We start from the raw sequence: 20,471 nt of genomic DNA on the forward strand, positions 1-20,471 counted from the left end.
TTTCCCGTTCTTGTGCAAGCGCTCTGTACGCTGTGGCGGCACCCACTATCGGCGTTGTCTGGTGACACAACAAGTAACAGTTCCAGCCCTTTTATGGTTAACTGTTCCCCTGATAAGACCGAACAGTGGATGTTCCAGTGAAAGACTTCACGGTGAGCAAGGACGATGACCTTTCCCTGACGCAGCAACTGGTCAATGGCATCTGCCAGTGGGTCGAGGCCCAGCGGATGCGGCCGGGCACGCGCCTGCCGTCGATCCGTCAACTGGCCCGGGAGAAGCAGGTCAGCCATTCGCGGGTCATCGAGGCCTATGACCGGCTGGTATCGATGGGCATCCTCGAGTCGCGCCAGGGCAAGGGTTTTTTCCTGACCGAACAGGCCGCCACCGAGAGTGCCGGCGCGCCCGACGAGCAGACGATCAACGATGCGCATTGGCAGCCGCTGACCCAGTTCTGCAGCAACCGGCTGAACCTGTGCTGCGGCTGGATGCCCGAAGACTGGCGCGAGCCTCAGGCCATCGGCTTTGCCATTCGCCAGGTGACCCGGACTGACCCCGACAGCCTGTTCAGCTACGGTACGCCGCTGGGGCTGCCGCTGCTGCGCCAGCAGATCCACAAGCGCCTCGAACGCATGGACGTTCGGGTCGGCCACGAGCAGATCCTCACCACCCAGGGGGTCAGCCACGCCATGGACCTGCTGGTCAGGAGCCTGCTCAAGCCGGGGGACTGCGTGGTGGTCGAATCCCCCGGCTACCCGAATCTGTTCCATCTGCTGCAAGCCAGCGGCATCCGCCTGCTGAGCGTGCCGCGCGAGCAGGACGGGCCGGATATCCGCCAGCTCGAAGCCCTGCTGCAATGCCATCGGCCGCGGTGCCTGTTCATCAACAGCATGTACCACAACCCCACGGGCACCTCGCTGCGTCCGGCGATCGCCCATCGGCTGTTGCAACTGGCGGAAATCCACGACTTCCAGATCGTCGAGGACGATACCTACGCCGACCTGCACAACGGTTCCGGAACACGTCTGGCCAGCCTGGACTCCCAGAACCGGGTGATCTATGTCGCCAGTTTTTCCAAGACCCTCAGCGGCTCGTTGCGGGTCGGTTACCTGGTGTCCAGTGCGCAGCGGGTTCGGCACCTGGCCCAGCTCAAGTCGGTGACGAGCATGGGCACCTCGCGGTTTGTCGAGAGCGTGGTGGCCACGCTGCTGGGCAATGGCGCCTATCGCAAACTGGTGCAACGGCTGCGCGAGCGCCTGGACAAGGCAATGGCCCAGACCCTCAAGCGCCTGGAGGACCATGGCTGGGAAACCTTCGCCGAGCCGGTGGGCGGGATGTTCGTCTGGGCGCGCTGCCCGCCGTTCAGCTTTGCCCGGCTCAATACCCTTGCCGCCGCCTGTGACGTGATGCTGTCCAGCGGCGATGCCTACTACCTGGACGGCCAGCACAGCGACTGGATCCGGATCAATGTCGCCTACGCCGGCGATCCGCGCGCCCTGGCGTTTTTCCAGCGCCTGGCCGCCGAGCGCGATCGGCATCCAGGCGAGGTGATCAGGGCCGCAGGGAGCGGTAGGCTTCCTCGATGAGGTGCAGGCCCTGGCGGATCTGCGCGGGTGACAGGTAGCTGAAGCACAGGCGCACATGGCGCTGCGACTGCGGACCATTGTGCACACCGTGGGACAGGCGCACGTTGCCCAGCGCCCGGGCCTTGTCGATCAGGGCTGCCGGCTCGACATCGTCGGCAATCCTGACCCAGAACGAGAAACCGCCGGTGGGTACCAGGTAGTCCTGCACGCAGAACGTGCAGGACTTCAGCAGGTCGGCCATCAGGTCGCGCCGGGTCCGGTAGTGTTCACGCAGGTCTTCGATGTGCGCCTCGAACGCCTCGTTGCGCAGCAGGCTCAACACCAGGTTGCTGACCAGCGGGCTGACCCCGCCATCGAGCTTGAGTTGCGCCAGGCTGCGGATGACCTCGGGATCTGCCAGCACCCAGCCGACCCGCAATCCCGCCCCGGCGATCTTCGAGCAACTGTGCACGTTGATCACCCCCTGGCCGGCCGGCAGGACCTCCGGGCGCAGGGGCTGATACGGCAGTTCGGCGTAGACCAGGTCCTGGACCAGCGGGACCTGGTGACGGCTGAGCAACCGGGCCACGGCCTGCATGCGTTCGATGGAGAAGCAGCAGCCCGTCGGGTTGTGGAAGACCGGCGAGGTGTAATACAGCGCCACCTTGCCGCTGGCGGTCGTCAAGGCGTGGGCCAGCTCATCGAGGTTGACCCCATCACGGTCCATACCCAACTGGATGATCTTCGCCCCGGCCACCGAAAAGATCCGCAGGGCCCCCAGATAGCTGGGGTCTTCGGTCAGGACGATATCGCCCGGATCGATCAGCAGGTCGGCCAGCAGGGTCAGGGCCTGGGAGGCCCCGGCCGTCACCTGGACCTGCTCCATGGCCACCCCATGGCGCCGGGCAACGGCCTGGCGCAGTTCGGGAAGCCCCAGGGAGTCGGTGTACTGCAGCAGGTCGCCGAGGCCGACGCCGGTCTCCGGCAGTGGCGAGGCCGGCAGTGGGACACCGGCGAAGGTCTGCGGATCGGGCATGCCGATGGCGAAGTTGATGACCTCTTTGGTCGCTGAGTAATCGAACGCGCCGAAGTGGCTGGCGCGTTGACTGCGTGACGAATGCATGGCTTTCTCCTCGGCCTCAGGCGGTGGCGGCGGCGCGGAAACGCTGCTGGTAGGCGCGGACGTAGTGGTCGGGGATCTGCGCCTCGATCATCGGGAACGCCGCTTGCGGCAGCGGTAGCGCCGGCAACGACAGCTTGCCGGTTGCCGGCGTCCAGTCCGGGCCGAAGTACAGCGTGGCGTAGCGCTGGCTCCAGTCCGGGATGAAGGGCGCGAGCATGCCCAGCAGGGCCGATACCTGGCCGGCCTGCCAGCGGGGTGAGGCGAGGGTGATATCGGCGTTGGCGAGGAACTCGTCGATTGCCCGCAGTGCCTCCCAGAAGGCCAGCCCGTCCATCGCGGCGGTGTAGCGCCCGAGCTGTTCGGCCAGGGACGGCGGCAGGGGTTCGTCGACCACCTCCCGGGCGTCATCGGCATGGGCCCGCAGGGACGCTTCCCAGACGTGCAGCTTGCGCGCAGTGGCCATCAGGCCCTCGAGTTCGAACTCGTTGTCCTGGTTGCCGAAGGGTTTGGCGATGCTCGCCAGGTACAGGCGCAGAATGTTCGGGTCGATCACCCTGGCCACTTCATCGGCCCAGATCACGTGATCGCGGCTGGTGGAGAACTTCGCACCTTCGAGGGTCGAGAAATCCTGGATGCTCTGGTTGTAGGGCGCAGGGAAGCCCCGGCCCAGCAGGCTCGCGGTGACGCCGACGGTGTAGTAGAAGCGGTTGTCCTGGCCCATGAAGAACACCACCCGGGTGTCCGGGCTGGCCATGACCTGCCGGTAGTCGGTGCCTTCGCGTGCGCACAGCCGGCGGATGCCGGTGTCGAAGCACCACAGGCCTTCGAACCAGGTCAGCAGGGTTTGTCCGGCCACCTCCTCGCCGTCGCCGAGAACCACGCCACGCTCGAAGTGACGGGACATCGGCAGGGTACGCAGGGCCTCGCGCAGCCAGGTCAGTTCGAGGTCCTTGATGGTTTGCGGCCATTGGCTGTCGGCGATCGCCCGTTGCAGGGTCGGCGCCAGTTTCTCGATATCCAGGTGCGCCTGGCGGATCGGCTTCAGCGTCAGCGGCCCCGAGCAGGGCGCGTGCCGCGGCTGCTGCAGGCGCGCATGGGGTACGGCCAGGCCGCAGTGCTCGCACAGGTTGCTGTCGGTCGGAGCCGAACAGTCCGGGCAGGTACCGCTGGCCAGCGAGTCGGCGGCGAACTCCGCGCAGTGCTCGCAGTACAGTTGCACGCCGTCCTTGATGGTGATGAAACCGTTGTCCTTGAGCGCCCGATAGATGCCCAGGCTGTTCTCGATGTGATCGGCGCTGCTGGTGCGCACGAACTCGTCGGGTTCGATGCCCAGCGCGTTCAGGCAGGCGAGGATCTCGTGGTTGTGCATCCGGGCCACTTCATCGACCGGTCGTTGCAGCTTCTGCGCCTTGACCAGGGTGTAGGTGCCGTGTTCGTCGGAGCCGGTGATGTGGAAGGCGCGATGTCCGGCCAGGCGCTGGAAGCGCACGTAGATATCGGTCAGCAGATAGACGCCGGCGATGTGCCCCAGGTGCAGCTTGCCGTTGGGGCAGGGCGGAGCGGGACAGACGAAATAGGTTTTTTGTGTGTCGGTCATGTTAATCCCACCAGACGGCCAGGAATTTCAGCGGCTGTTGTGAATGTGTATTGCGAATGGAGTGCGCGATATGCGGCTTCATGTAGAAGAGCATGGAACCGGCCACCGGCATCTGCCGTTCCTGCTCCTGGAAGATGCCTTCACCTTCCATCAGCACCCACACCTCATGTTCGTGATGCGAGTGCAGGTCGACCGCGCCACCGGGCTCGACCTCGACGATCGACATGCCGAACGCCGGGCTCAGGGTGGCGGGCAGGTGATCCAGCAGGCGGCAGACCAGTACGCCGTACTCCGGGCGCATCATCTGCGGCTCAATCGGCTTTACATGCATGGCGGCCTCATCCAGTCACTCAGTCGCGGTAGAAGATGCCGTTGGACGGCTTGAGGTTGTCGAGATCGGAAACACGGCCCTCCGGCGGGTTGTAGGCGCGTTTCATGGCGTTGTATTCGTCACGGGTCGGGCCGCCCGTCGAGGCGCGCTGATACACCAGGTACAGGGTGCGGCGGGAGCGATCGCTCTTGTTCGGCAGCGAGTAGTGCGGGGCATAGTCATCGAAGATGAAGATGTCGCCGGCGCGCCAGGGGGTTTCTTCCCAGCTGAACTGCTTGGCGACTTCCGGCAGGATCACGCCGCCTTCGTCCATGGGAAACACACCCTGTTTATGCTGGCCGGGGCTGAAGAACAGGCCGCCGTTGCTGGCATCGGCGTCGTCGATGGCGACCGCGACCACGGCATGGACCATCCGCTCCTTGAGCTTGTGCGGGATGTGGTAGATGTCCTGGTGCGGGCGGAAACCACCGCTGTCCGGGTACTTGAAGATCAGCAGTTCCTTGAGGCGGCGGGTCTTTTCATCGAGCAGGTGTTCGACGGTGCGGGTGATGCGCTCGTCCTGCAGCAGCACCTGCTGCAGGCCTGGGTGGAACTCGATGAAGTTCTCGACCTTGGAGGTGATGCGCTCGCCCTTGTCGGTCTTCTCGAACCACATCATCCAGCGATCGTCGCTGATGTCCCAGCGGCTGACTTCGTTGGTGAATTCGCAAAGCCGCGCCACGTCCTCGGGCGGGAAAAACCCTTCCAGCCTGATATAGCCTTCTTCGTGCCACTGGTTTTTTTGAGCTTCAGACAACATCAACGCTACTCCTTTACGTGTGATTGACCAGTTTTCAAACCGCCAGCATCTTGCTGGCGCGGGTGCTCGCCATCAGGACCAGGTTGGCCAGCGCGGCCACCAGCAGGCACGCCAGGACCCAATCGACACCCCAACGGCTCATGATCGCGCCGCCGATCGAAGGGAACCCGAACAGCCCGATGAAGTAACCCAGGGTGAAGACCTGCGAGGTGACCGCCGGCGACAGCCCGTTGGCTTCCGCCTCGTTGACCGCCAGGCTGTTGAGCGTGGAGTAGCTCAGGCCATAGCCGATGGCGAAGACCACCGTTGCCAGCAGGTAGATCAGCGTGCTGCCGTCGTTGAGCAGGAACAGCCCGAGCGACACGCTGGTGAACAGGAACAGGCCGATCGCCAGGCGTTGCAACGGCAGGCGGCCGATCGAGCGGGCCACCGAGAAGCGCAGCAGCACGCTGGTGAGGGTGAAGGTGATGAAGAAGTTGTCCGCCTTGAGCTGGCGGATCTGCGCGTAGCTGGCCTGGTAGGTGGACAGGCCGGAGAAGATGCAGGCGCCCAGCACGATCATCGCGATCGGCAGGGCGGCCCGGCTGCCGAGCAGGGCCTTGAGGTCGACGATGCGCAGCGAGACCTGCCGGGTCGCGGCTTTCGGCAGGTCGGTCATGGCCCGGCCCGCCAGCACGACGCACACGGCCGACACCAGGCAGGCGATACCCAGCAGCACGTAGAACAGGCTGTAGCTGGCACTGGCCTTGACCACCAGATGGCCCAGCGGCGTGGTCAGGCCGAGCCCGGCCATCTGGGCCCCGGACATGATCGTGAAGTACTGCAGGCGGGCGGCAGGGCGCAGGTGATGGATGATCTGCAAGGGCGCCAGGATGTAGAACACCGACCAGCCCACGCCCAGCAACAGCCCGCCCGGATACGCCGCGCCCGGCAGCAGCGGCACGCAGGCGAAGGCGAGCATCGCCAGGGCCATGGCGGCGCAGGCGACGGTGATGCTGCCCATCACCCCGATGCGCTGCGCCGTCCAGCCGGCCAGGCAGCAGCACAGGATGGTGGTGATCATCCCGGTGGAGATCACCCGGCCGACCGTGGCGTTGTCGAACCCCAGCGATTGCAGGTATTCCGGCAGCAGGAAGCTCGAACCGTAGGCCCCGGCGATGATCACGCCCGCGATCAGGAACGGCAGGAAGGCGGCTGACGGCAGCCGGTCGGGCAATGGCTCGGTGGATTCGGGCATGGCGCGGTGCTCTGGCGGTGTGGGCGGCAACTCAGTACTGCACGAGGCTGAGGGCGTGTCGGGGCTCCAGGTGACGGGCTGGCGCTTCGGGCAGTGCATCGAGATGGCTGAACATCGGCGTGTCCGGTTCGGCCTGGAAGTATTCGTAACCGAGCAGGTCGTTGAGGATGCGGCTGTTGCGGTAGGCCACCATCGACAGGTTCACCGACTGCAGGCCGTGCTGGACGAGGCTGCGATTCTGCAAATAAACAGGCCCCGGCATCGGCGTGGCGAATTGCACGCAGTAGTTGGCGTCGATCAGTGGCAGCCCGCTATCGCGCCGGGCCTTGGCCAGCAGCGCATCGACATAGGGTTGCGGGCAGGGTTGGAAGCCGGTGGCGAGAATGACCCGGTCGACCACGAGGGTGCGCTGGCTCCCGCTGCTCAGTGACCTGAGCCGCGCGCGCCAGCGCCGGCCATCCGGTTCGAGCCCATCGAGCACGGCGGCTTGCAGGATATCGATGGGAGGGCGTGGCTCCTGGCCGACACGGCGTTCGTAGAGCTGCTCGTACAGCCGGTTGCACAGGTCTGCCGAGATGCCGTCGCTGGTCAGCCGTTCCTGCTGCACCGCGTGGCTGCGCTGGGCCATGGGCAGGTTCTGGAAACGCTGGTTGTAGGCGGGGCAGAAGGCCTCGTTGACGAACGCGTTGTCGTCCATGGCGAACAGGTTCGAGCGCGACGTGACCCAGGTGAAACCACCCAGCGCTGGTGTGCCCAGCAGTTGCTCGACGGTTTCGGCGCCGCTCTGACCGCCGCCGACCACCAGCACCTGCTCGCCGGGGCGCAAGGCTTCGCGATGAAGGAAGTCCGCCACGTGATAGATGGCGTCACCCAGCCAGGGGCGAGCGCATTCGGGCACGCGCGGGCTGATCCCGACACCGATGGCGACGGCCCTGGCGTGGTAGCTCTGCTCGGCGGTGACGACCGTGTAGCCGTCATTGCATTCGACGACATCCAGCACTTCCTGGGCGAACCTCAGGTTGGAGAGCTGCCGGGCGACCCAGCCGTAGTAGTCGGCAAATTCCTTGCGGGAAGTGCAGGCACCGCCCTTGTTGATGAAGCTGTAGAGCCGGCGATGCTCGGCGAGGTAGTTGAGGAAGGAATAGCGGCTGGTCGGCGCGGCCAGGGTGACGCAGTCCTTGAGCGGTGAAACCTGCAGCTGGCCATTGGATACGAGCATCCCGGGGTGCCACGCAAAGGCGTCCCGCTTGTCCAGGAACAGGGTGTCCAGGCCGGTCGGTTCCGCCAATGCGGCGAGACTGAGGTTGAAGGGACCGATGCCGATACCGATGAGGTCGTATGTTTTCATTTATTGCTCGCCGCCCTGCGAATCAATGGTGAATGCATCCGGCCGTCCTGTCCTGACGGGCCTGCCGATTGGCATGACGCTCCTGTACGTTGCGGTTGGCCGTGGGGTATCAGCCAACGCGAATGTAGGATATATCCGACATTTTGGCGTTGCAAGCGGCGCCGTGCACTTTTCATTCTGGGTGGATGAGAGGGGGTTAGAGCAGCTCGGCCAGGGGATAGCCGACCGCGTTCGCCAGGCGGTCCATCATGTCGATGGTGACGTTGTGCTTGCCTTGCTCGATGTCCGAGAGGGTGCTGCGCTGCACGCCGGAGCGGTTCATCACGTCGGCCTGCGTCAAGCCGGCGGCCCGGCGAGCCTGCTTGAATTTCTGGGCGAAGCGCAGGCGGGCTGGGGAAGCGCCTTCGACCGAGCGGCGCAGGGGTTCATCCGTCATGGGAGTCTCGCGGGCAGGTATGTGAGTCAGGTCTGCCGGCGCGGGGCTTCGACCTGAGGCCTAGGCCGATCATGGTATCAATACTGGTGCCCATGCGGGGCGCGGATCGCCCTGGCGGGGGAAATCCAGGGACAGCCCTCGACCGCGCCGGCTTCAGCCAGGTGAAACCACTCCCGTCAGTCGGAGTTCCCCGCACCCCTGGCCATGCTGGAGAACACTCCATCCCGGTAGATCCAGGCATGTACCAGGGCCGCCGAGAGATGCCCGATCACGACGAAGTACAGCAACCAGGCCAGCCAGCCGTGGGCATCGCGCAGCCAGGCATAGGAAACAGGGTTGGCCGGGATGATCGCGGGCAGGTTGAACCCTTCGATCAGCACGATCGGGTAGCCACCGGCGGACAGCAGCGCCCAGCCCAGCAGCGGCAGCCCGAGCATCAGCGCATACAGCAGGGCATGCGAGGCGAGCGCCGCCCGCTGTTGCCAACGGGGCAGGCTGGCCGGCAGGGGCGGTGGCGGATGACGCCAGCGGTTGGCCAGGCGAATGACGGCCAGGACCAGGATGGCGATGCCGAGCGGCCGGTGCAGGTCGATCAGCCAGATCCGATAGGTCAGGGACGTGGTCATGCCCACACCAATGAACAGCATGGCGAGGACCATGCAGGCCATCAGCCAGTGCAGCCAGCGCGCAAGGCGGTTGAAAGCGTGATTGTGCCCGGTCATGTTCACTTTTCCTCCTGCTTGCCGATGGCTTCGCTGGCCTGGCCATGACCGATCTCGCCCAGCCGCAGGTTGAACGAGTGCGAATAGGCGCCTGAGCGGGCACTGAGCACGGGGTCATTCGAGGGCTCGATGCCTGCCGGCACGATCGACGGGTCATAGTTGACGTCGCGGCAGGCGCCCGTGGCCTGGTCGGTGACCTGGGTGACTTCCAGGGTGCCGGCCACGACTTGCCTGCGCTGCGCCGGCCAGGGCTGGGAGGGATCGTCGACCGGGTCGCCAGGCTCTGCCAGTTGCAGCACCAGGTCCCAGTAGAGCGGCTGCTGCGCCAGCTTCTGGCGCAGGTCGTCGAACAGGAAGTCATGGGCTGCCGAGGGTTTCTGCTCGTTGGGCAGCGGCTGGAAGGGCAGGCGTGAACGCATCGACCAGCGAACCGCCTGCCGTTGCCCCTGGGCGTCGACCAGCTCGAAGGCATTGATGCCGAAGAATTCCACCCCTGCAAAACTGCCGGGCGCCGGGGCCTTTGCTCGCCAGGCGAGGAATTTCTCCGCCTCCGGGTACTGTTTCAGAAACGCCGCCAGGCGCTGCGGGTTTGGCTGGCCGGTCGCCGGGTCGGCGGCGGTCGCCTTGAGCAGGGCGCTGAACCCTTCGGCGTCGCGTGTGGCGAAGTACGGCTGGTTGTTCAGCGCCATGCGCCATTGCTGCTGGTCGTCGGTGGTCAGCAGCAGCGCCATGCTGACCGTGCCGGTCGAATTGTCGGCGGCGTGCGGGTTGCCCGCACCGATCGAGAAGCGGCCGATGACGGGCACTGGCGATTGGCTGAACGCCCGCGCTGTCGACAGGGTGTGCGCTTCCCGGCTGCTGCTGAACGTCCCGGCAAAGCACATGCCCTTGCCATGGGCGCGGCGAAATCCGGGAGGAAAGGAGGGCGGTGTTCCGACCAGGCCCTTGCTGGTCGGGCGTGTGCCGATCCAGCCGGCGGTCCAGGCGAACGCGGCGGTCAGCGTCGCGGCAATTCCGATGATCGCGACGGACGCCAGCCAGGTGCGTTTCGAGTTGATCTGCAGTTTTGACATCGCTCGTTCCATTGCTCTTGGGGCGGATGTACCGGAGCCGGCCTGGATAAAGGGTTCGATCCAGGGCCGGTTCCAGCGTTCCAGGGAACGATGATATAGAGCTGTTACGTGATCGGGGCCTCGCAAGAGTTAACATTTTCGTGAAGGTTTTCATGAACATGCCAGGGTGCTCCGCGGTTTCGGGAGCCCCCTGACGTTCATTCCAAAGCCGCGCGCCCCGTGCCTCAGTAACGAATCATCACCGACTTGAGCTCGGTGTAGTCCTCGATGAAGGCATCGCCGAATTCGCGCCCGATGCCGGAAGCCTTGCTGCCGCCAAACGGCACCGCCGGGTCGAGCAGGGTGTGCATGTTCACCCACACCGTGCCGGCGTTGATGGCCGGTATCATGCGCAGGGCCTTGCCCAGGTCCTGGGTCCAGAGGCTGGCGCTGAGGCCGTAGGGCGTGTTGTTCATCAGCTCCAGCAGCTCTTGCTCGGTGTCATAGGGGAGGAAGGTGGCGATCGGGCCGAAGGTTTCCTCGTTGAGCAGGGTGTCGTTGACGCTGTTGGCGAGGATCACGGTCGGCTCGACATAGCAGCCGGGCCGCTCGATCAGCTTGCCGCCGTGGATGATGTGGTTGTTTTCGGCCCGGGCCCTGGCGAAGAACCCTTCGAGCTTGAGCAGGTGCTGGCGGTTGGTGACCGGGCCGAACTCGGTGCGCTCATCCAGGGGCGAGCCGATGTTCAGCCGGCTCAGGCGCTGGGACAGCTTGTCCATGATCGGCTCGATCTGCGAGCGGTGGACGAAGAAGCGCTCGGCGGCGGCGCAGATCTGCCCGGAATGCAGGAAACCGGCCTCGATGATGCCGTCGACCGCCTTGTCCAGGTCGACGTCGCGCAGGAAACCGGCCGAGTTCTTGCCGCCCAGTTCCAGGGTGGCGCGGGTCAGGTTGGCGCCCATGGCAGTCTGGCCCACCGCGATGCCGGTCGGTACCGAGCCGGTGAACGACACCTTGTCGGTGCCGGGGTGTTCGATCAGGCCCTTGCCGACCGGCCCGCCACCGCTCAGCACGTTCAGCGCGCCCGCCGGCAGGCCGGCTTCGATCGCCAGTTCGGCGATGCGCAGGATGGTCAGCGGGGTGAACTCGCTGGGCTTGATGATGATGCTGCAACCGGTCACCAGTGCCGAGGCGAGTTTCCAGATGGCGATCATGGTCGAGAAATTCCACGGCACGATGCCCACCACCACGCCGACCGGCTCACGCAGGGTGAAGGCGCTGTAGCGCTCGCCGGCGAAGGAGGGCAGCGACGGGGTGATGGTCTGGCCGCTGATCTTGCTGGCCCAGCCCGCGTAGTAGCGCAGGAAGTGGGCCGCCTGGTCCACTTCGAAGGCGCGCGCCACCTGGATGATCTTGCCCGACTGCAGGGTTTCGATCTGGGCCAGTTCCTCGCGGTGGCGCTCCAGCAGGTCGGCCAGTTTCAGCAGCACGTGGCCGCGCACCGCGGGGGCGGTCTGCGACCACTGCCGGAAACCGCGGCGGGCCGAGTCCACGGCGGCATCGATGTCGGCCTGGTCGGCATCGGCCACCCGGGCAATCACCTGGTCGGTGGCCGGGTTGATCACCTCCAGCGTGCGGCTGGAGTGGCTCGGGACGGCAACACCGTCGATGAACAGGGCAGGGCTTCGACGCAGAAAGGCTTCGACTTGGGGCAGCAGCGCGATATCGCTCATGGGGTTTTCCTGAGGGAGGCAGCGGAAAAGCCCGAGGGTATTCAAGGAGCGCCGGGTTGGCTTGACTGTGGCTGCCCGGCCGCTTGACTGTGGCTGCCGGGCGCCTGGGCAGCGGTGCAAGCCGCTCCCGGAAGGGGGATCAGAACGGTACGGCGACAGTGACCTGGCTGTAGACGTTGGTGCCGTTGCCACCGACCTGGTTGCCGCCGTTGCTGGCGTCCTTGTCCGGCTTGTACAGGCCCAGCAGCGGGGTGACGATCAGGTGTTCATTCACCGCCCATTCGGCATACAGGTCCAGCTCGCGGCCGTCCAGGTTCAGGGCATCCTGCTTGTGCAGGGTCTTGTAGTCGAAGAACAGCACGCCGACGGTCACCGGCTCCACCGGCTTGACCTTGAGCGCCACATGTTGGATCGCCGTGTTGCTGTTGAACGGTCCGGCATAGTTGCCGGTCACCTCGCCCTGGAACCAGGTGCCGTAGCCCCGGCTGAGGCCGTTGAACATCGAGTCCCAGTTCCTGGAGTAGCGGCTGTAGCGGTAGGTCAGGTCCGGCGACCAGGGCAGGTCGGCGAAGGTGTAGCCGGCTTCGGTGTACCAGGCTTTTTCCGTACGGACATCCTTGTCCTGCCAGGCGTATTCGAAGGCGAAGTGCGCGTGTTCGATGCCGGCGTTGCCGGCGCCGCGCAGGCTGTAGATGTCCATGCCTTCGCGTTCCTTCTGGAAGGCGCTGGCATAACGATCGTCGACACTGATGCCATGGAGGTAGGTCAACCCCAGGGTGCCGGGAGCGGCGGTGTATTCCAGGGTGCCGGCCGCCATCTCGGTGTTGGCTTGGGCGCGGTTGTCGGACTTGAACCACATCACGCTGCCATGCACACCGTCCTTGCCGCCCAGGCGCAGGACGGCCGTCTGGTCGAACGCATGGCGCGCCGCCAGGTAGTAGGCGCCGCCGCGGTTGAGTTTGCCGTCGGCCGGGCCCTTGCCGAAGTTCAGGCCGTCATCGTTGATGATGAAACCGTCACCGAGGGTGATGATCTGGCGCCCGAACGACACATCCACGCCGTCCTTGCCGAGCACCGGGAACAGGTCGCCCGAGCGCCAGCCGGCGAAGGCCTCGTCGAATTTCGTCGTGCGCTCGGTGCCATCACTCAGGCCGGCCGCGTCGCCGTCGCCCCAGGTCGCGGAGCTGACCAGGTTGGCCGTGCCATAGGCGCTGCCCAGGTTGCCCAGGGTCTGGTCAATGCTCAGGCCGTACTTGATGAACCCTTCACGCCAGCTGGAACCGCCGGTGGTACCGTCGTAGTTCTTGCGGCTGTTGAACATCCCGTAGACTGCCAGGAAGTTGCCGGTGACCTTGGTGTCGCCATCGGCATACAGCTCGAAGGCCCCGGCCGACGAGTTGACGAACAGCAGCGTCATACCCAGGCCGATGGCCTTGGACAGCGCCCGCGTTTTCAGTGTTTGCTCCATTATTGTTTTCCCCGGTCGTGTTGGACAGCTCAGTAGAACGAGTGCGCATTAGGACGACCGGGAACGGCAAAGTCTTTCACCTGCGTGCCAGATAATTGATCCTGTCAGCCAGGCGTCGAGCCCTGGCAGGCAGCAACAAAACCGCCGGCAGACAGGGGCAAGACGGTCGCGGTGGGCGGGGCGCAAAGTGCCTGGGTACACGGCGCCGTTTGCTCAGGGACAGGCAGGGAGGAGTAATCGCCGACTCCTCGAACGGTTCGCGAAATCCATAAAATAACAATCCGCTTCGAGGATCTGCACCATGTCGATCAACGACAGACTCACCGAGCACCTCAAACGTGGCACGGTCGGTTTTCCCACCGCGCTAGCCAGCACCATCGGCCTGATCATGGCCAGCCCGGTCATTCTCACCGCGACCATGGGCTTCGGCATTGGCGGCAGTACCTTCGCGGTGGCGATCCTGATCGCCGTGGTGATGATGCTGGCCCAGGCGACCACCTTCGCCGAGGCCGCCTCGGTGCTGCCGACCACCGGTTCGGTCTACGACTACATCAACTGCGGCATGGGCCGTTTCTTCGCCATCACCGGGACCCTGTCGGCCTACCTGATCGTCCATGTCTTCGCCGGCACCGCGGAAACCATCCTGTCCGGGGTCATGGCGCTGGTGAATTTCGAGCACCTCAACACCCTGGCCGAGTCGGCCGGCGGCTCCTGGTTGCTGGGGGTGGGCTTCGTCATCGTCTTCGGTGTTCTCAATGCCTTCGGCGTCAGCGTGTTCGGCAAGGCCGAGATCATCCTGACCTTCGGCATGTGGACCACCCTGATGGTGTTCGGTGTGCTGGGCCTGATCGCCGCACCGGCGGTCCAGCTCGACGGCTGGTTCGGCGCATCGCTGGTGGGCACCGACCCGGTCACGGTGCTGTCGCTGGTGGGCATGGCGATGTTCATGTTCGTCGGCTGCGAATTCGTCACGCCGCTGGCACCGGACCTGCGCAATTCGGCCAGGGTCATGCCCCGGGCGATGATCCTCGGCTTGCTCGGCGTCGCCACCTGCATGTTCATCTATGGCGCGGCCATGAAGCGCCAGGTGGAAAACGTGCTGCTCGATGCCACCGCCGGGGTGCACCTGCTGGATACGCCGATGGCGATTCCACGTTTCGCCGAGCAGGTGATGGGGCATGTCGGCCCGCTGTGGCTGGGGCTGGGCTTCCTGTTCGCCGGCGCGGCGACGATCAATACGCTGATGGCCGGGGTGCCACGGATTCTCTACGGCATGGCGGTCGACGGTGCCTTGCCCAAGGTCTTCACCTACCTGCACCCGCGCTTCAAGACGCCACTGCTGTGCATCCTGGTGGCGATGCTGATTCCCTGCCTGCACGCGCTGTACCTGGGCGGCAATACCGACAACATCATGCACCTGGTGCTGGCCGCGGTGTGTGCCTGGAGCTTCGCCTACCTGCTGGTGACGCTGTCGGTGGTGATCCTGCGCATCCGCCGTCCCGACCTGCCGCGGGCCTATCGTTCGCCGCTGTTCCCGCTGCCGCAGATCGTCTCCAGCGCCGGGATCCTGCTGGGCATGTGGTTCATCACGCCACCGGGCATGAACCCGGCGGACATCTACATCCCGTTCGGCGTGATGCTCGCGGGTACCGCGGCCTATGCGCTGTTCTGGACGCTGGTGGTACAGCGCGTCAATCCATTCAAGCCGGCGTCGGTCGAAGACGTGCTGGCCAAGGAGTTCGCCCATGAACCGGGGCACCCGCACAACGGCTACGCCGACCATGCTGCAAAAGCTGTCTGAGCTGTTCGGCGCCAATCGTGCGCCGACCGGCTACCGGCCGGGAGTCACCCTGGAGCACCTGCGCCGCAATCTGGCGGTGGCCGGTTTCGCGCAGAGCGGGCCGAGCTCGGCGCAGATCACGCTGGATGATGGCTTGCAACTGGAAGTGGTCGAGCGCACCGAGTCGCAGTTGTTCATGCACCTGGTCATGACCGAGTTCGTGCTCAGGGTACCCGCCTTGAGTGAGGGCACGGCCCGTTTCGACCTGCACCATGGCGGGGCGATTCGGCGCACGGCTGTTCGCTGCCGGCAGCGCTCCGGCGAGCATTCGCTGCTGGTCGCACTCGAGGCCGGGTTGCAGCCGGGCAGTGCCCTGTACCAGGCGCTGATGCCGCTGGACTTCAAGCGCCTGCGCATCGACCTGGCGCAGGGGCAGTGGTGCGTACGCCTGGAACACATGGGCGGCAGCGAGGTGGTCAACCGGATGCCGGCCTTTCGCCGGTACATCGCCCTGAGCCGCGAGCAGCGCGCCAGCCTGTTCGCGGCCCTGGCCGGGTTGCAACGGTTGTTGCGAACGCTGTGAGAAAAAGACCGACCTGGCACCTTTAGTGCTTGTACAGGGGGCACTCACGTACTTGTTGCGCCTATATAGATAACATGTTAACTATTGCGCAACAAAAACAAGAAGCCACTGTGGAGAGCCCCATGAGCATCCATCAATCCGTGCCAGACGGTCTGGAAACCTGGAACCGCGACCTGCGTGCCGCCTGTGGTCATTTCGACACGGAGCTGGCCTGCCACCGTGCGCTGTTCATCGGCGAGGTGTCCGAGTTTTCCCGAGGGGGGCTGCCGCTGGCGACCTTGCGCACCAATGCCGGGCTGATCAGGCGTGATCGGCCCAATGCCGATCATGACAACGAGCAGGATTGCTTCCTGGTCAGCCAGCGTGGCGGCTATTGCCAGATCACCCAGTACGGCCAGAGCATCCGCCTGGCGCCCGGTGACCTGCTGCTGATGGATTCGGCAGGGGCGATCGAGATCAGCCCGTTCGGCCTGATCGAACATGTTTCGCTGTCGTTGTCCCGCCACGAGGTGTGCCGACAGCTCGGCGGCCAGTCGCGGACCTTCGGCAAGATTTCCTCGAGCAAGGCCTGCGGACGAATGTTGCACGTGCTGGTCGACCAGTTGTGCAAGGACACCTCGGTGGGCGCCGGCGTGGCCGCTGAGGGCGAGGCCCTGCAGTCGGCCTTCGTGTCGTTGCTCGGTTCGGCGTTCGAGGAAGACCAGGACCCGGGGGAGGAGGCCACGCCACTGCAGGGCAGCAGCCTGCGCAGCTATGTGCAGAAGGTTATCGACGAGTCCCTGAGCCAGCCCGGCCTGAGTCCCGCAGGCCTGGCCAACCGCCTGAACATTTCGGTACGGCACCTGTACCGCCTGTTCGAGGAACAGGACGACAGCGTCTGCCGCTACATCCAGCGGGCGCGGCTCAAGCGCAGTGCCGATGACCTGACCAACCCGTTGCTGCGCAGTGAGTCGATCACCTCGATCGCCTACAAGTGGGGGTTCACCGATTCGGCGCACTTCAGCCGTTCGTTCAAGAAGCAGTTCGAGCTGTCGCCCAAGGATTTCCGTTCCAGCCATCTGCAGCAGGCGTTGGGCGCGGCGTGACTGGGCGGGCATGAAAAAGGGGCCAGTTGGCCCCTTTCCTGTTTCTGCAAGCGCCTGATCACACCTCCGGCAAGGTCGCCCCGCCATCGACCACCAGCGTCTGCCCGGTGATGTAGCCCGCCAGGTCCGAGGCCAGGAACAGCATGGCCGCGGCAATGTCCGCCGCCTGGCCCAGCCGCCCCAGCGGCACCCGGCTGGCGATCGCCGCGCTCTGTTGTGCATCGCCCAGGTTGTCCATGGCCGGCGTGGCGATCATGCCCGGTTCGACCCCGTTGACCCGGACATTGTCGGCAGCCAGTTCCAGCGCCGCATTACGGATGAAGCCATTGACGCCGGCCTTGGACGCCGCGTAGTGGCTCAGCCCCGGATAGGCCACCCGCGGGCCGGTGACCGAGGAGGTGACCAGTACGCAGCCACGGCCCTGGCGCCGGAACAGCGGCAGCGCCGCCTGGGTCAGCCAGAACAGCGCCGAGAGGTTGACCGCCAGGGTGCGTTCGAGCATCGCCGGCGTGATTTCGGCGAACGGCGTCAGCGGGAAGTACCCGGCGTTGTGCACCAGGATGTCCAACTGCTCCAGTTTTGCGACCAGCTCGAACACTGCGCTGGCATTCGCCAGGTCAACGTACAAGGCTTCGACCCGACAGCCCCTGGCCTGCCACTCGTCGGCCAGTTCCCGGGCCTGAGGCAGGCGCAGGTCGGCGATCACCACGTGGGCGCCACGCAGGGCGAAGGCTTCGACGATCGCCCGGCCGATGCCCTGGGCCCCGCCGGTGACCAGCACATGGCGGCCGCTGAAATCCAGGTCTTCAGGCATGGGCGGGCTCCTTGTGGGCAAAAGCCAGGGTCGGCACGTCGACGATGCTCGACCCGCCGTCGGCGACCAGCGTCGCCCCGGTGATGATCGAGGCGTCGTCGGACGCGAGGAAACGGCAGACCCTGGCGATTTCCTCGGCACTGGCCGGGCGGCGCAGCGGTACGTCGGCGCAGACCCGGGCATAGGCCTGCTGCAGGGTTTCGCCGTGCCGGTCCATCAGCGGCTGCATTTCCTCGTCGGCCATGGGCGTACGCACCCAGCCCGGGCATACGGCGTTCACCCGCACGCCGTGGGGCCCATAGTCCCTGGCCAGCGAGCGGTTGAGGCCGAGCAGGGCATGTTTGGCCGTGGTGTAGCCACACACCTCCGGGCCCGCCGCCAGGGAGGCGATCGAGCCGATCAGGACGATGTTGCCAGCCGTTTCCTGTAGCAGGGGCAGGCAGGCCCGGGCGCTGTAGAAGGCGCTGTCGAGGTTGCTGCGCAGCGCCGCCTGCCAGCCTTCCGGGGTGGTCTCGGTGGCGCTGCCCAGGCCGTGGCCGCCGGCACAGGCCAGCAGCACATCGAGGCGGGCATAGCGCTGGCGGATGCGGGCGATGAAGTCGTCCCAGGCATCCGGGCAGGCGGCATCGCCGACCAGCACCAGGCCACCGGTTTGCCTGGCGACCTGTTCCAGCGGTTCGCGCCGCCGGCCGATCAGCACCAGGTTGTCGCCCTGCGCGGCGTACAGCCGGGCACAGGCCGCGCCGATGCCGGTTCCGGCACCGGTGATGACGAGGGTCCGTGGTTCAGGCATCGGGGTACTCCGTGCGGTTCAGGACCTGGCAGTAGGAACTGACCGGGAAGTTCGACAGCTCGTCGAAGGAGGCGCCGGCATAACCGAAGATCTTGCCGTCGCTGCGGTGCTGTTGCAGGTCGATCAAGACCAGGCCGAGGGTCGGGACGATCTTTTCGCGCCAGACGAACAGGTAGAGTTGATCGGCGATCTTGTAGTAATGGCAGCGATCGGTATCGCACAGGCCTTTTTCCACGCCTTCCAGGCACTGCCAGGTGTAGAACCGGTCGTTGAGATAGATGTGTTCGTAGACTTCGCTCGGGCTGTAGCGGTAATGGTTGCGCAGGCCGCTCAGTTCGTTGGTCGGGGCGTGGGGGCAGTGGCCCTCTTGCCAGGGGCGGTCGAGGCTGCCATGCAGGAACTCGGCCTCGACCGTGGTCAGGTCCTTGCCGGCCAGGGCGCGGCTGTAGAGTCCTTCGCGCGTCTGCTCGGCGCTCGGCATGCGGCCGATCACGGCGGTGAAGGCGGCGTTGTCGGTGTCGAGCACCAGGCTGATCGACCAGGCCTGGCCGCTTTCGTGCTTGATGAAATCCACCAGGTACAGGCCGGGGCGTACGGAGGTTGCCCGATAGTTCGCGGTGCCGCTGGAGTGACCGTCGGCGGCGTTCCAGGACAGGGTTTCGCGCTCGAAGCGGTGCTCGATCTGCCAGCCATTGGCGAAGTGCAGGGTGAAGGCCCTGCCTTGCAGGTCGGCCAGATTCGGCAGGATGAAGGCTTGCGGGGCGAAGCCGTCGGCCAGGGCGCCAACGGTGATCCAGTCTTTATTGTTTGCGGTCATGATGAAGCTCCGGTTGCTTGGATGGACCTGCCGGATCATGCCGCTGGCGGCTTTGCCCGCCTATCAACCGGATGGTTGAGGTGGGCTAGAAAAAGAGGTGGACCACCAGTTCGGTGCGGCTGCTGGCACCGGTCTTTCGAAACAGGTTGATCAGGTGGGTCTTGATGGTCGCCAGGCTGACCTCCAGCTCCTGGGCCAGTTGCTTGTTGCTGGCGCCCTGGCGCAGCAGGTGGGCGATCTGGCGCTCCCTGGGGGTCAGGTCGAGCAGCGGGTCCTCGCAGGGCTGCAGGTTGGCGACCGCCAGTTGCAGCAGTGATTGCAGGGCCTGGAGTCGAGCCAGTTGTTCGGTGTCGAAGGGCCCCAGGTCGGCCGTACGCAGCAGCGAGATCGCGGCCTGGGGGTGGCCGGCGCGATGGGCGAGGATCTCCACCACGTCGACGATACCGTGGCGCCGCAGAAAGTCGGCATAGCGCTGGTTGTCGCGTCTGGGTTGGCGCGTCATGGCCAGCCCGATAGGCACCACGGCCAGCCCGCTGGACAGGCAGTTGCGCGGTTGCAGGGGATCGAACTGACGGTAGTGGTCGAGGTAGTCGCGGTGCATCTCGCCTGTCATGCCCAGCAGGCGGAAATCACGGGCCTGCAGGTCGCGGTCGACGCGGTAGAAGGCGGCGCGGCTGGCCGGGACCAGTTGCGTGAAGGCGCCCAGGCAATGCTGGGCGATTTCCTGGAGGGGAATGCTGTGCATGCGCGCCCGGCCTCGTCGGTGGGCTGCCGGTGGGGCCGGCAGCCGGGTTGGTCAGGCGACTGCGAAGTAGTGCTTGACGAAGCTTTCGCTGACCACTTCCCAGAGCACCGGGGTGCCCTTGGTCACGAACCAGCTGTCACCGGCCTTGTAGCGGGTGCTCTGGCCGCTGTTCTCGTCGGTCAGGATCACTTCGCCGGTCACCACGGTGGCCTGTTCGGCGAACGGATAGACCATGCGGAACTTGCCCTGGGTGGTGCCGAAGTAGGCGCTGCTGACCGGGTCGGTCGGGGCGCCGAAGGTCATCTTGCCGAAGGCGCGCACTTCGCCTTCGAGGATCTGCGAGCCGAGGTCGGCGACGGTGCCCCAGGCATCGAGCTCGGACAGTTGGACATCTTTCTTCACGGTGGTAAGGGTCATGGCAGTTGCTCCTGATGAGTGGAAATGAA

Annotated in this window: 20 protein-coding genes; 4 read left to right on the plus strand and 16 right to left on the minus strand. The window is 65.4% G+C overall.

Annotated features, from left to right (window positions below):
* Window positions 1-137: 137 nt before the first annotated feature.
* A complete protein-coding gene (locus PF66_RS20260; RefSeq protein WP_054063656.1) occupies window positions 138-1,583 on the plus strand; it encodes a PLP-dependent aminotransferase family protein in 1,446 nt (481 codons plus the stop codon).
* On the opposite strand, the gene PF66_RS20265 is transcribed toward PF66_RS20260, so the two are convergent.
* From PF66_RS20265 to PF66_RS20315, 11 genes are all read right to left on the minus strand, one after another.
* Complete coding sequence (locus tag PF66_RS20265; RefSeq protein ID WP_054063657.1) at window positions 1,549-2,685, minus strand: PLP-dependent aminotransferase family protein; 1,137 nt, start codon at window positions 2,683-2,685, stop codon at window positions 1,549-1,551. The two genes, PF66_RS20260 and PF66_RS20265, sit on opposite strands and share 35 nt — an antisense overlap.
* A 16-nt stretch (window positions 2,686-2,701) precedes the next feature.
* Entirely contained in the window at window positions 2,702-4,282 is a 1,581-nt protein-coding gene (locus tag PF66_RS20270; RefSeq protein WP_081005906.1) for a class I tRNA ligase family protein, read from the minus strand.
* Between the two features lies 1 nt (window position 4,283).
* Window positions 4,284-4,613, minus strand: a complete 330-nt coding sequence (locus PF66_RS20275; protein WP_054057528.1) for a cupin domain-containing protein — start codon at window positions 4,611-4,613, stop codon at window positions 4,284-4,286.
* Window positions 4,614-4,632: 19 nt separating this feature from the next.
* Window positions 4,633-5,412, minus strand: a complete 780-nt coding sequence (locus tag PF66_RS20280; RefSeq protein ID WP_054057527.1) for a phytanoyl-CoA dioxygenase family protein — start codon at window positions 5,410-5,412, stop codon at window positions 4,633-4,635.
* Between the two features lie 34 nt (window positions 5,413-5,446).
* Entirely contained in the window at window positions 5,447-6,649 is a 1,203-nt protein-coding gene (locus tag PF66_RS20285; RefSeq protein ID WP_054063658.1) for an MFS transporter, read from the minus strand.
* A gap of 31 nt (window positions 6,650-6,680) precedes the next feature.
* Window positions 6,681-7,997, minus strand: a complete 1,317-nt coding sequence (locus PF66_RS20290; protein WP_054063659.1) for a lysine N(6)-hydroxylase/L-ornithine N(5)-oxygenase family protein — start codon at window positions 7,995-7,997, stop codon at window positions 6,681-6,683.
* 196 nt (window positions 7,998-8,193) lie between these two features.
* The gene (locus tag PF66_RS20295; protein WP_054057524.1) at window positions 8,194-8,433 is read right to left on the minus strand and encodes a helix-turn-helix domain-containing protein; all 240 of its coding nucleotides are present in this window, start codon (window positions 8,431-8,433) and stop codon (window positions 8,194-8,196) included.
* A 176-nt stretch (window positions 8,434-8,609) separates the two neighbouring features.
* Window positions 8,610-9,155, minus strand: coding sequence for a cytochrome b (locus tag PF66_RS20300; RefSeq protein ID WP_054063660.1), 546 nt, complete (start codon window positions 9,153-9,155; stop codon window positions 8,610-8,612).
* Window positions 9,156-9,157: 2 nt separating this feature from the next.
* Complete coding sequence (locus tag PF66_RS20305; RefSeq protein ID WP_054063661.1) at window positions 9,158-10,228, minus strand: catalase family peroxidase; 1,071 nt, start codon at window positions 10,226-10,228, stop codon at window positions 9,158-9,160.
* 224 nt (window positions 10,229-10,452) lie between these two features.
* Window positions 10,453-11,940 carry an aldehyde dehydrogenase family protein gene (locus PF66_RS20310; protein ID WP_054063662.1) on the minus strand — a complete coding sequence of 496 codons (1,488 nt, stop codon included), beginning with the start codon at window positions 11,938-11,940 and terminating at the stop codon, window positions 10,453-10,455.
* A gap of 139 nt (window positions 11,941-12,079) precedes the next feature.
* On the minus strand, window positions 12,080-13,408 hold the full coding sequence (locus tag PF66_RS20315) for a hypothetical protein (protein ID WP_054057520.1): 1,329 nt from the start codon (window positions 13,406-13,408) through the stop codon (window positions 12,080-12,082).
* 301 nt (window positions 13,409-13,709) lie between these two features.
* On the opposite strand from PF66_RS20315, the gene PF66_RS20320 reads away from it, so the two are divergent.
* From PF66_RS20320 to feaR, 3 genes are all read left to right on the plus strand, one after another.
* Window positions 13,710-15,209, plus strand: a complete 1,500-nt coding sequence (locus PF66_RS20320) for an APC family permease (protein ID WP_054057519.1) — start codon at window positions 13,710-13,712, stop codon at window positions 15,207-15,209.
* On the plus strand, window positions 15,190-15,771 hold the full coding sequence (locus PF66_RS20325; protein ID WP_054063663.1) for a DUF3156 family protein: 582 nt from the start codon (window positions 15,190-15,192) through the stop codon (window positions 15,769-15,771). The genes PF66_RS20320 and PF66_RS20325 overlap by 20 nt, the downstream gene beginning before the upstream one ends.
* Window positions 15,772-15,893: 122 nt before the next feature.
* The gene (feaR, locus tag PF66_RS20330) at window positions 15,894-16,856 is read left to right on the plus strand and encodes a transcriptional regulator FeaR (protein ID WP_054057517.1); all 963 of its coding nucleotides are present in this window, start codon (window positions 15,894-15,896) and stop codon (window positions 16,854-16,856) included.
* Window positions 16,857-16,914: 58 nt separating this feature from the next.
* On the opposite strand, the gene PF66_RS20335 is transcribed toward feaR, so the two are convergent.
* The 5 genes from PF66_RS20335 to PF66_RS20355 form a co-directional block, all read right to left on the minus strand.
* Entirely contained in the window at window positions 16,915-17,670 is a 756-nt protein-coding gene (locus PF66_RS20335) for an SDR family oxidoreductase (protein WP_054057540.1), read from the minus strand.
* Entirely contained in the window at window positions 17,663-18,463 is an 801-nt protein-coding gene (locus PF66_RS20340) for an SDR family NAD(P)-dependent oxidoreductase (protein WP_054063664.1), read from the minus strand. The genes PF66_RS20335 and PF66_RS20340 overlap by 8 nt, the downstream gene beginning before the upstream one ends.
* On the minus strand, window positions 18,456-19,280 hold the full coding sequence (locus tag PF66_RS20345) for a molybdenum cofactor biosynthesis F family protein (protein ID WP_054063665.1): 825 nt from the start codon (window positions 19,278-19,280) through the stop codon (window positions 18,456-18,458). Before PF66_RS20345 ends, PF66_RS20340 begins: the two co-directional genes overlap by 8 nt.
* An 85-nt stretch (window positions 19,281-19,365) precedes the next feature.
* Window positions 19,366-20,025, minus strand: coding sequence for a helix-turn-helix transcriptional regulator (locus tag PF66_RS20350; protein ID WP_054063666.1), 660 nt, complete (start codon window positions 20,023-20,025; stop codon window positions 19,366-19,368).
* A 51-nt stretch (window positions 20,026-20,076) separates the two neighbouring features.
* Window positions 20,077-20,442, minus strand: coding sequence for a cupin domain-containing protein (locus tag PF66_RS20355; RefSeq protein WP_054060869.1), 366 nt, complete (start codon window positions 20,440-20,442; stop codon window positions 20,077-20,079).
* Window positions 20,443-20,471 lie beyond the last annotated feature (29 nt).

Origin of the sequence: Pseudomonas asplenii (assembly GCF_001293465.1) — a bacterium.
Classification (GTDB): Bacteria; Pseudomonadota; Gammaproteobacteria; order Pseudomonadales; family Pseudomonadaceae; genus Aquipseudomonas; species Aquipseudomonas fuscovaginae_B.

Excerpts from the sequence above, each read along its gene's own strand:
- PF66_RS20265 (WP_054063657.1), bottom strand. The coding sequence starts at position 2,685 with ATGCATTCGTCACGCAGTCAACGCGCCAGCCACTTCGGCGCGTTCGAT.
- PF66_RS20270 (WP_081005906.1), bottom strand. The coding sequence starts at position 4,282 with ATGACCGACACACAAAAAACCTATTTCGTCTGTCCCGCTCCGCCCTGC.
- PF66_RS20275 (WP_054057528.1), bottom strand. The coding sequence starts at position 4,613 with ATGCATGTAAAGCCGATTGAGCCGCAGATGATGCGCCCGGAGTACGGC.
- PF66_RS20280 (WP_054057527.1), bottom strand. The coding sequence starts at position 5,412 with ATGTTGTCTGAAGCTCAAAAAAACCAGTGGCACGAAGAAGGCTATATC.
- PF66_RS20285 (WP_054063658.1), bottom strand. The coding sequence starts at position 6,649 with ATGCCCGAATCCACCGAGCCATTGCCCGACCGGCTGCCGTCAGCCGCC.
- PF66_RS20290 (WP_054063659.1), bottom strand. The coding sequence starts at position 7,997 with ATGAAAACATACGACCTCATCGGTATCGGCATCGGTCCCTTCAACCTC.
- PF66_RS20295 (WP_054057524.1), bottom strand. The coding sequence starts at position 8,433 with ATGACGGATGAACCCCTGCGCCGCTCGGTCGAAGGCGCTTCCCCAGCC.
- PF66_RS20300 (WP_054063660.1), bottom strand. The coding sequence starts at position 9,155 with ATGACCGGGCACAATCACGCTTTCAACCGCCTTGCGCGCTGGCTGCAC.
- PF66_RS20305 (WP_054063661.1), bottom strand. The coding sequence starts at position 10,228 with ATGTCAAAACTGCAGATCAACTCGAAACGCACCTGGCTGGCGTCCGTC.
- PF66_RS20310 (WP_054063662.1), bottom strand. The coding sequence starts at position 11,940 with ATGAGCGATATCGCGCTGCTGCCCCAAGTCGAAGCCTTTCTGCGTCGA.
- PF66_RS20315 (WP_054057520.1), bottom strand. The coding sequence starts at position 13,408 with ATGGAGCAAACACTGAAAACGCGGGCGCTGTCCAAGGCCATCGGCCTG.
- PF66_RS20320 (WP_054057519.1), top strand. The coding sequence starts at position 13,710 with ATGTCGATCAACGACAGACTCACCGAGCACCTCAAACGTGGCACGGTC.
- PF66_RS20325 (WP_054063663.1), top strand. The coding sequence starts at position 15,190 with ATGCTGCAAAAGCTGTCTGAGCTGTTCGGCGCCAATCGTGCGCCGACC.
- feaR (WP_054057517.1), top strand. The coding sequence starts at position 15,894 with ATGAGCATCCATCAATCCGTGCCAGACGGTCTGGAAACCTGGAACCGC.
- PF66_RS20335 (WP_054057540.1), bottom strand. The coding sequence starts at position 17,670 with ATGCCTGAAGACCTGGATTTCAGCGGCCGCCATGTGCTGGTCACCGGC.
- PF66_RS20340 (WP_054063664.1), bottom strand. The coding sequence starts at position 18,463 with ATGCCTGAACCACGGACCCTCGTCATCACCGGTGCCGGAACCGGCATC.
- PF66_RS20345 (WP_054063665.1), bottom strand. The coding sequence starts at position 19,280 with ATGACCGCAAACAATAAAGACTGGATCACCGTTGGCGCCCTGGCCGAC.
- PF66_RS20350 (WP_054063666.1), bottom strand. The coding sequence starts at position 20,025 with ATGCACAGCATTCCCCTCCAGGAAATCGCCCAGCATTGCCTGGGCGCC.
- PF66_RS20355 (WP_054060869.1), bottom strand. The coding sequence starts at position 20,442 with ATGACCCTTACCACCGTGAAGAAAGATGTCCAACTGTCCGAGCTCGAT.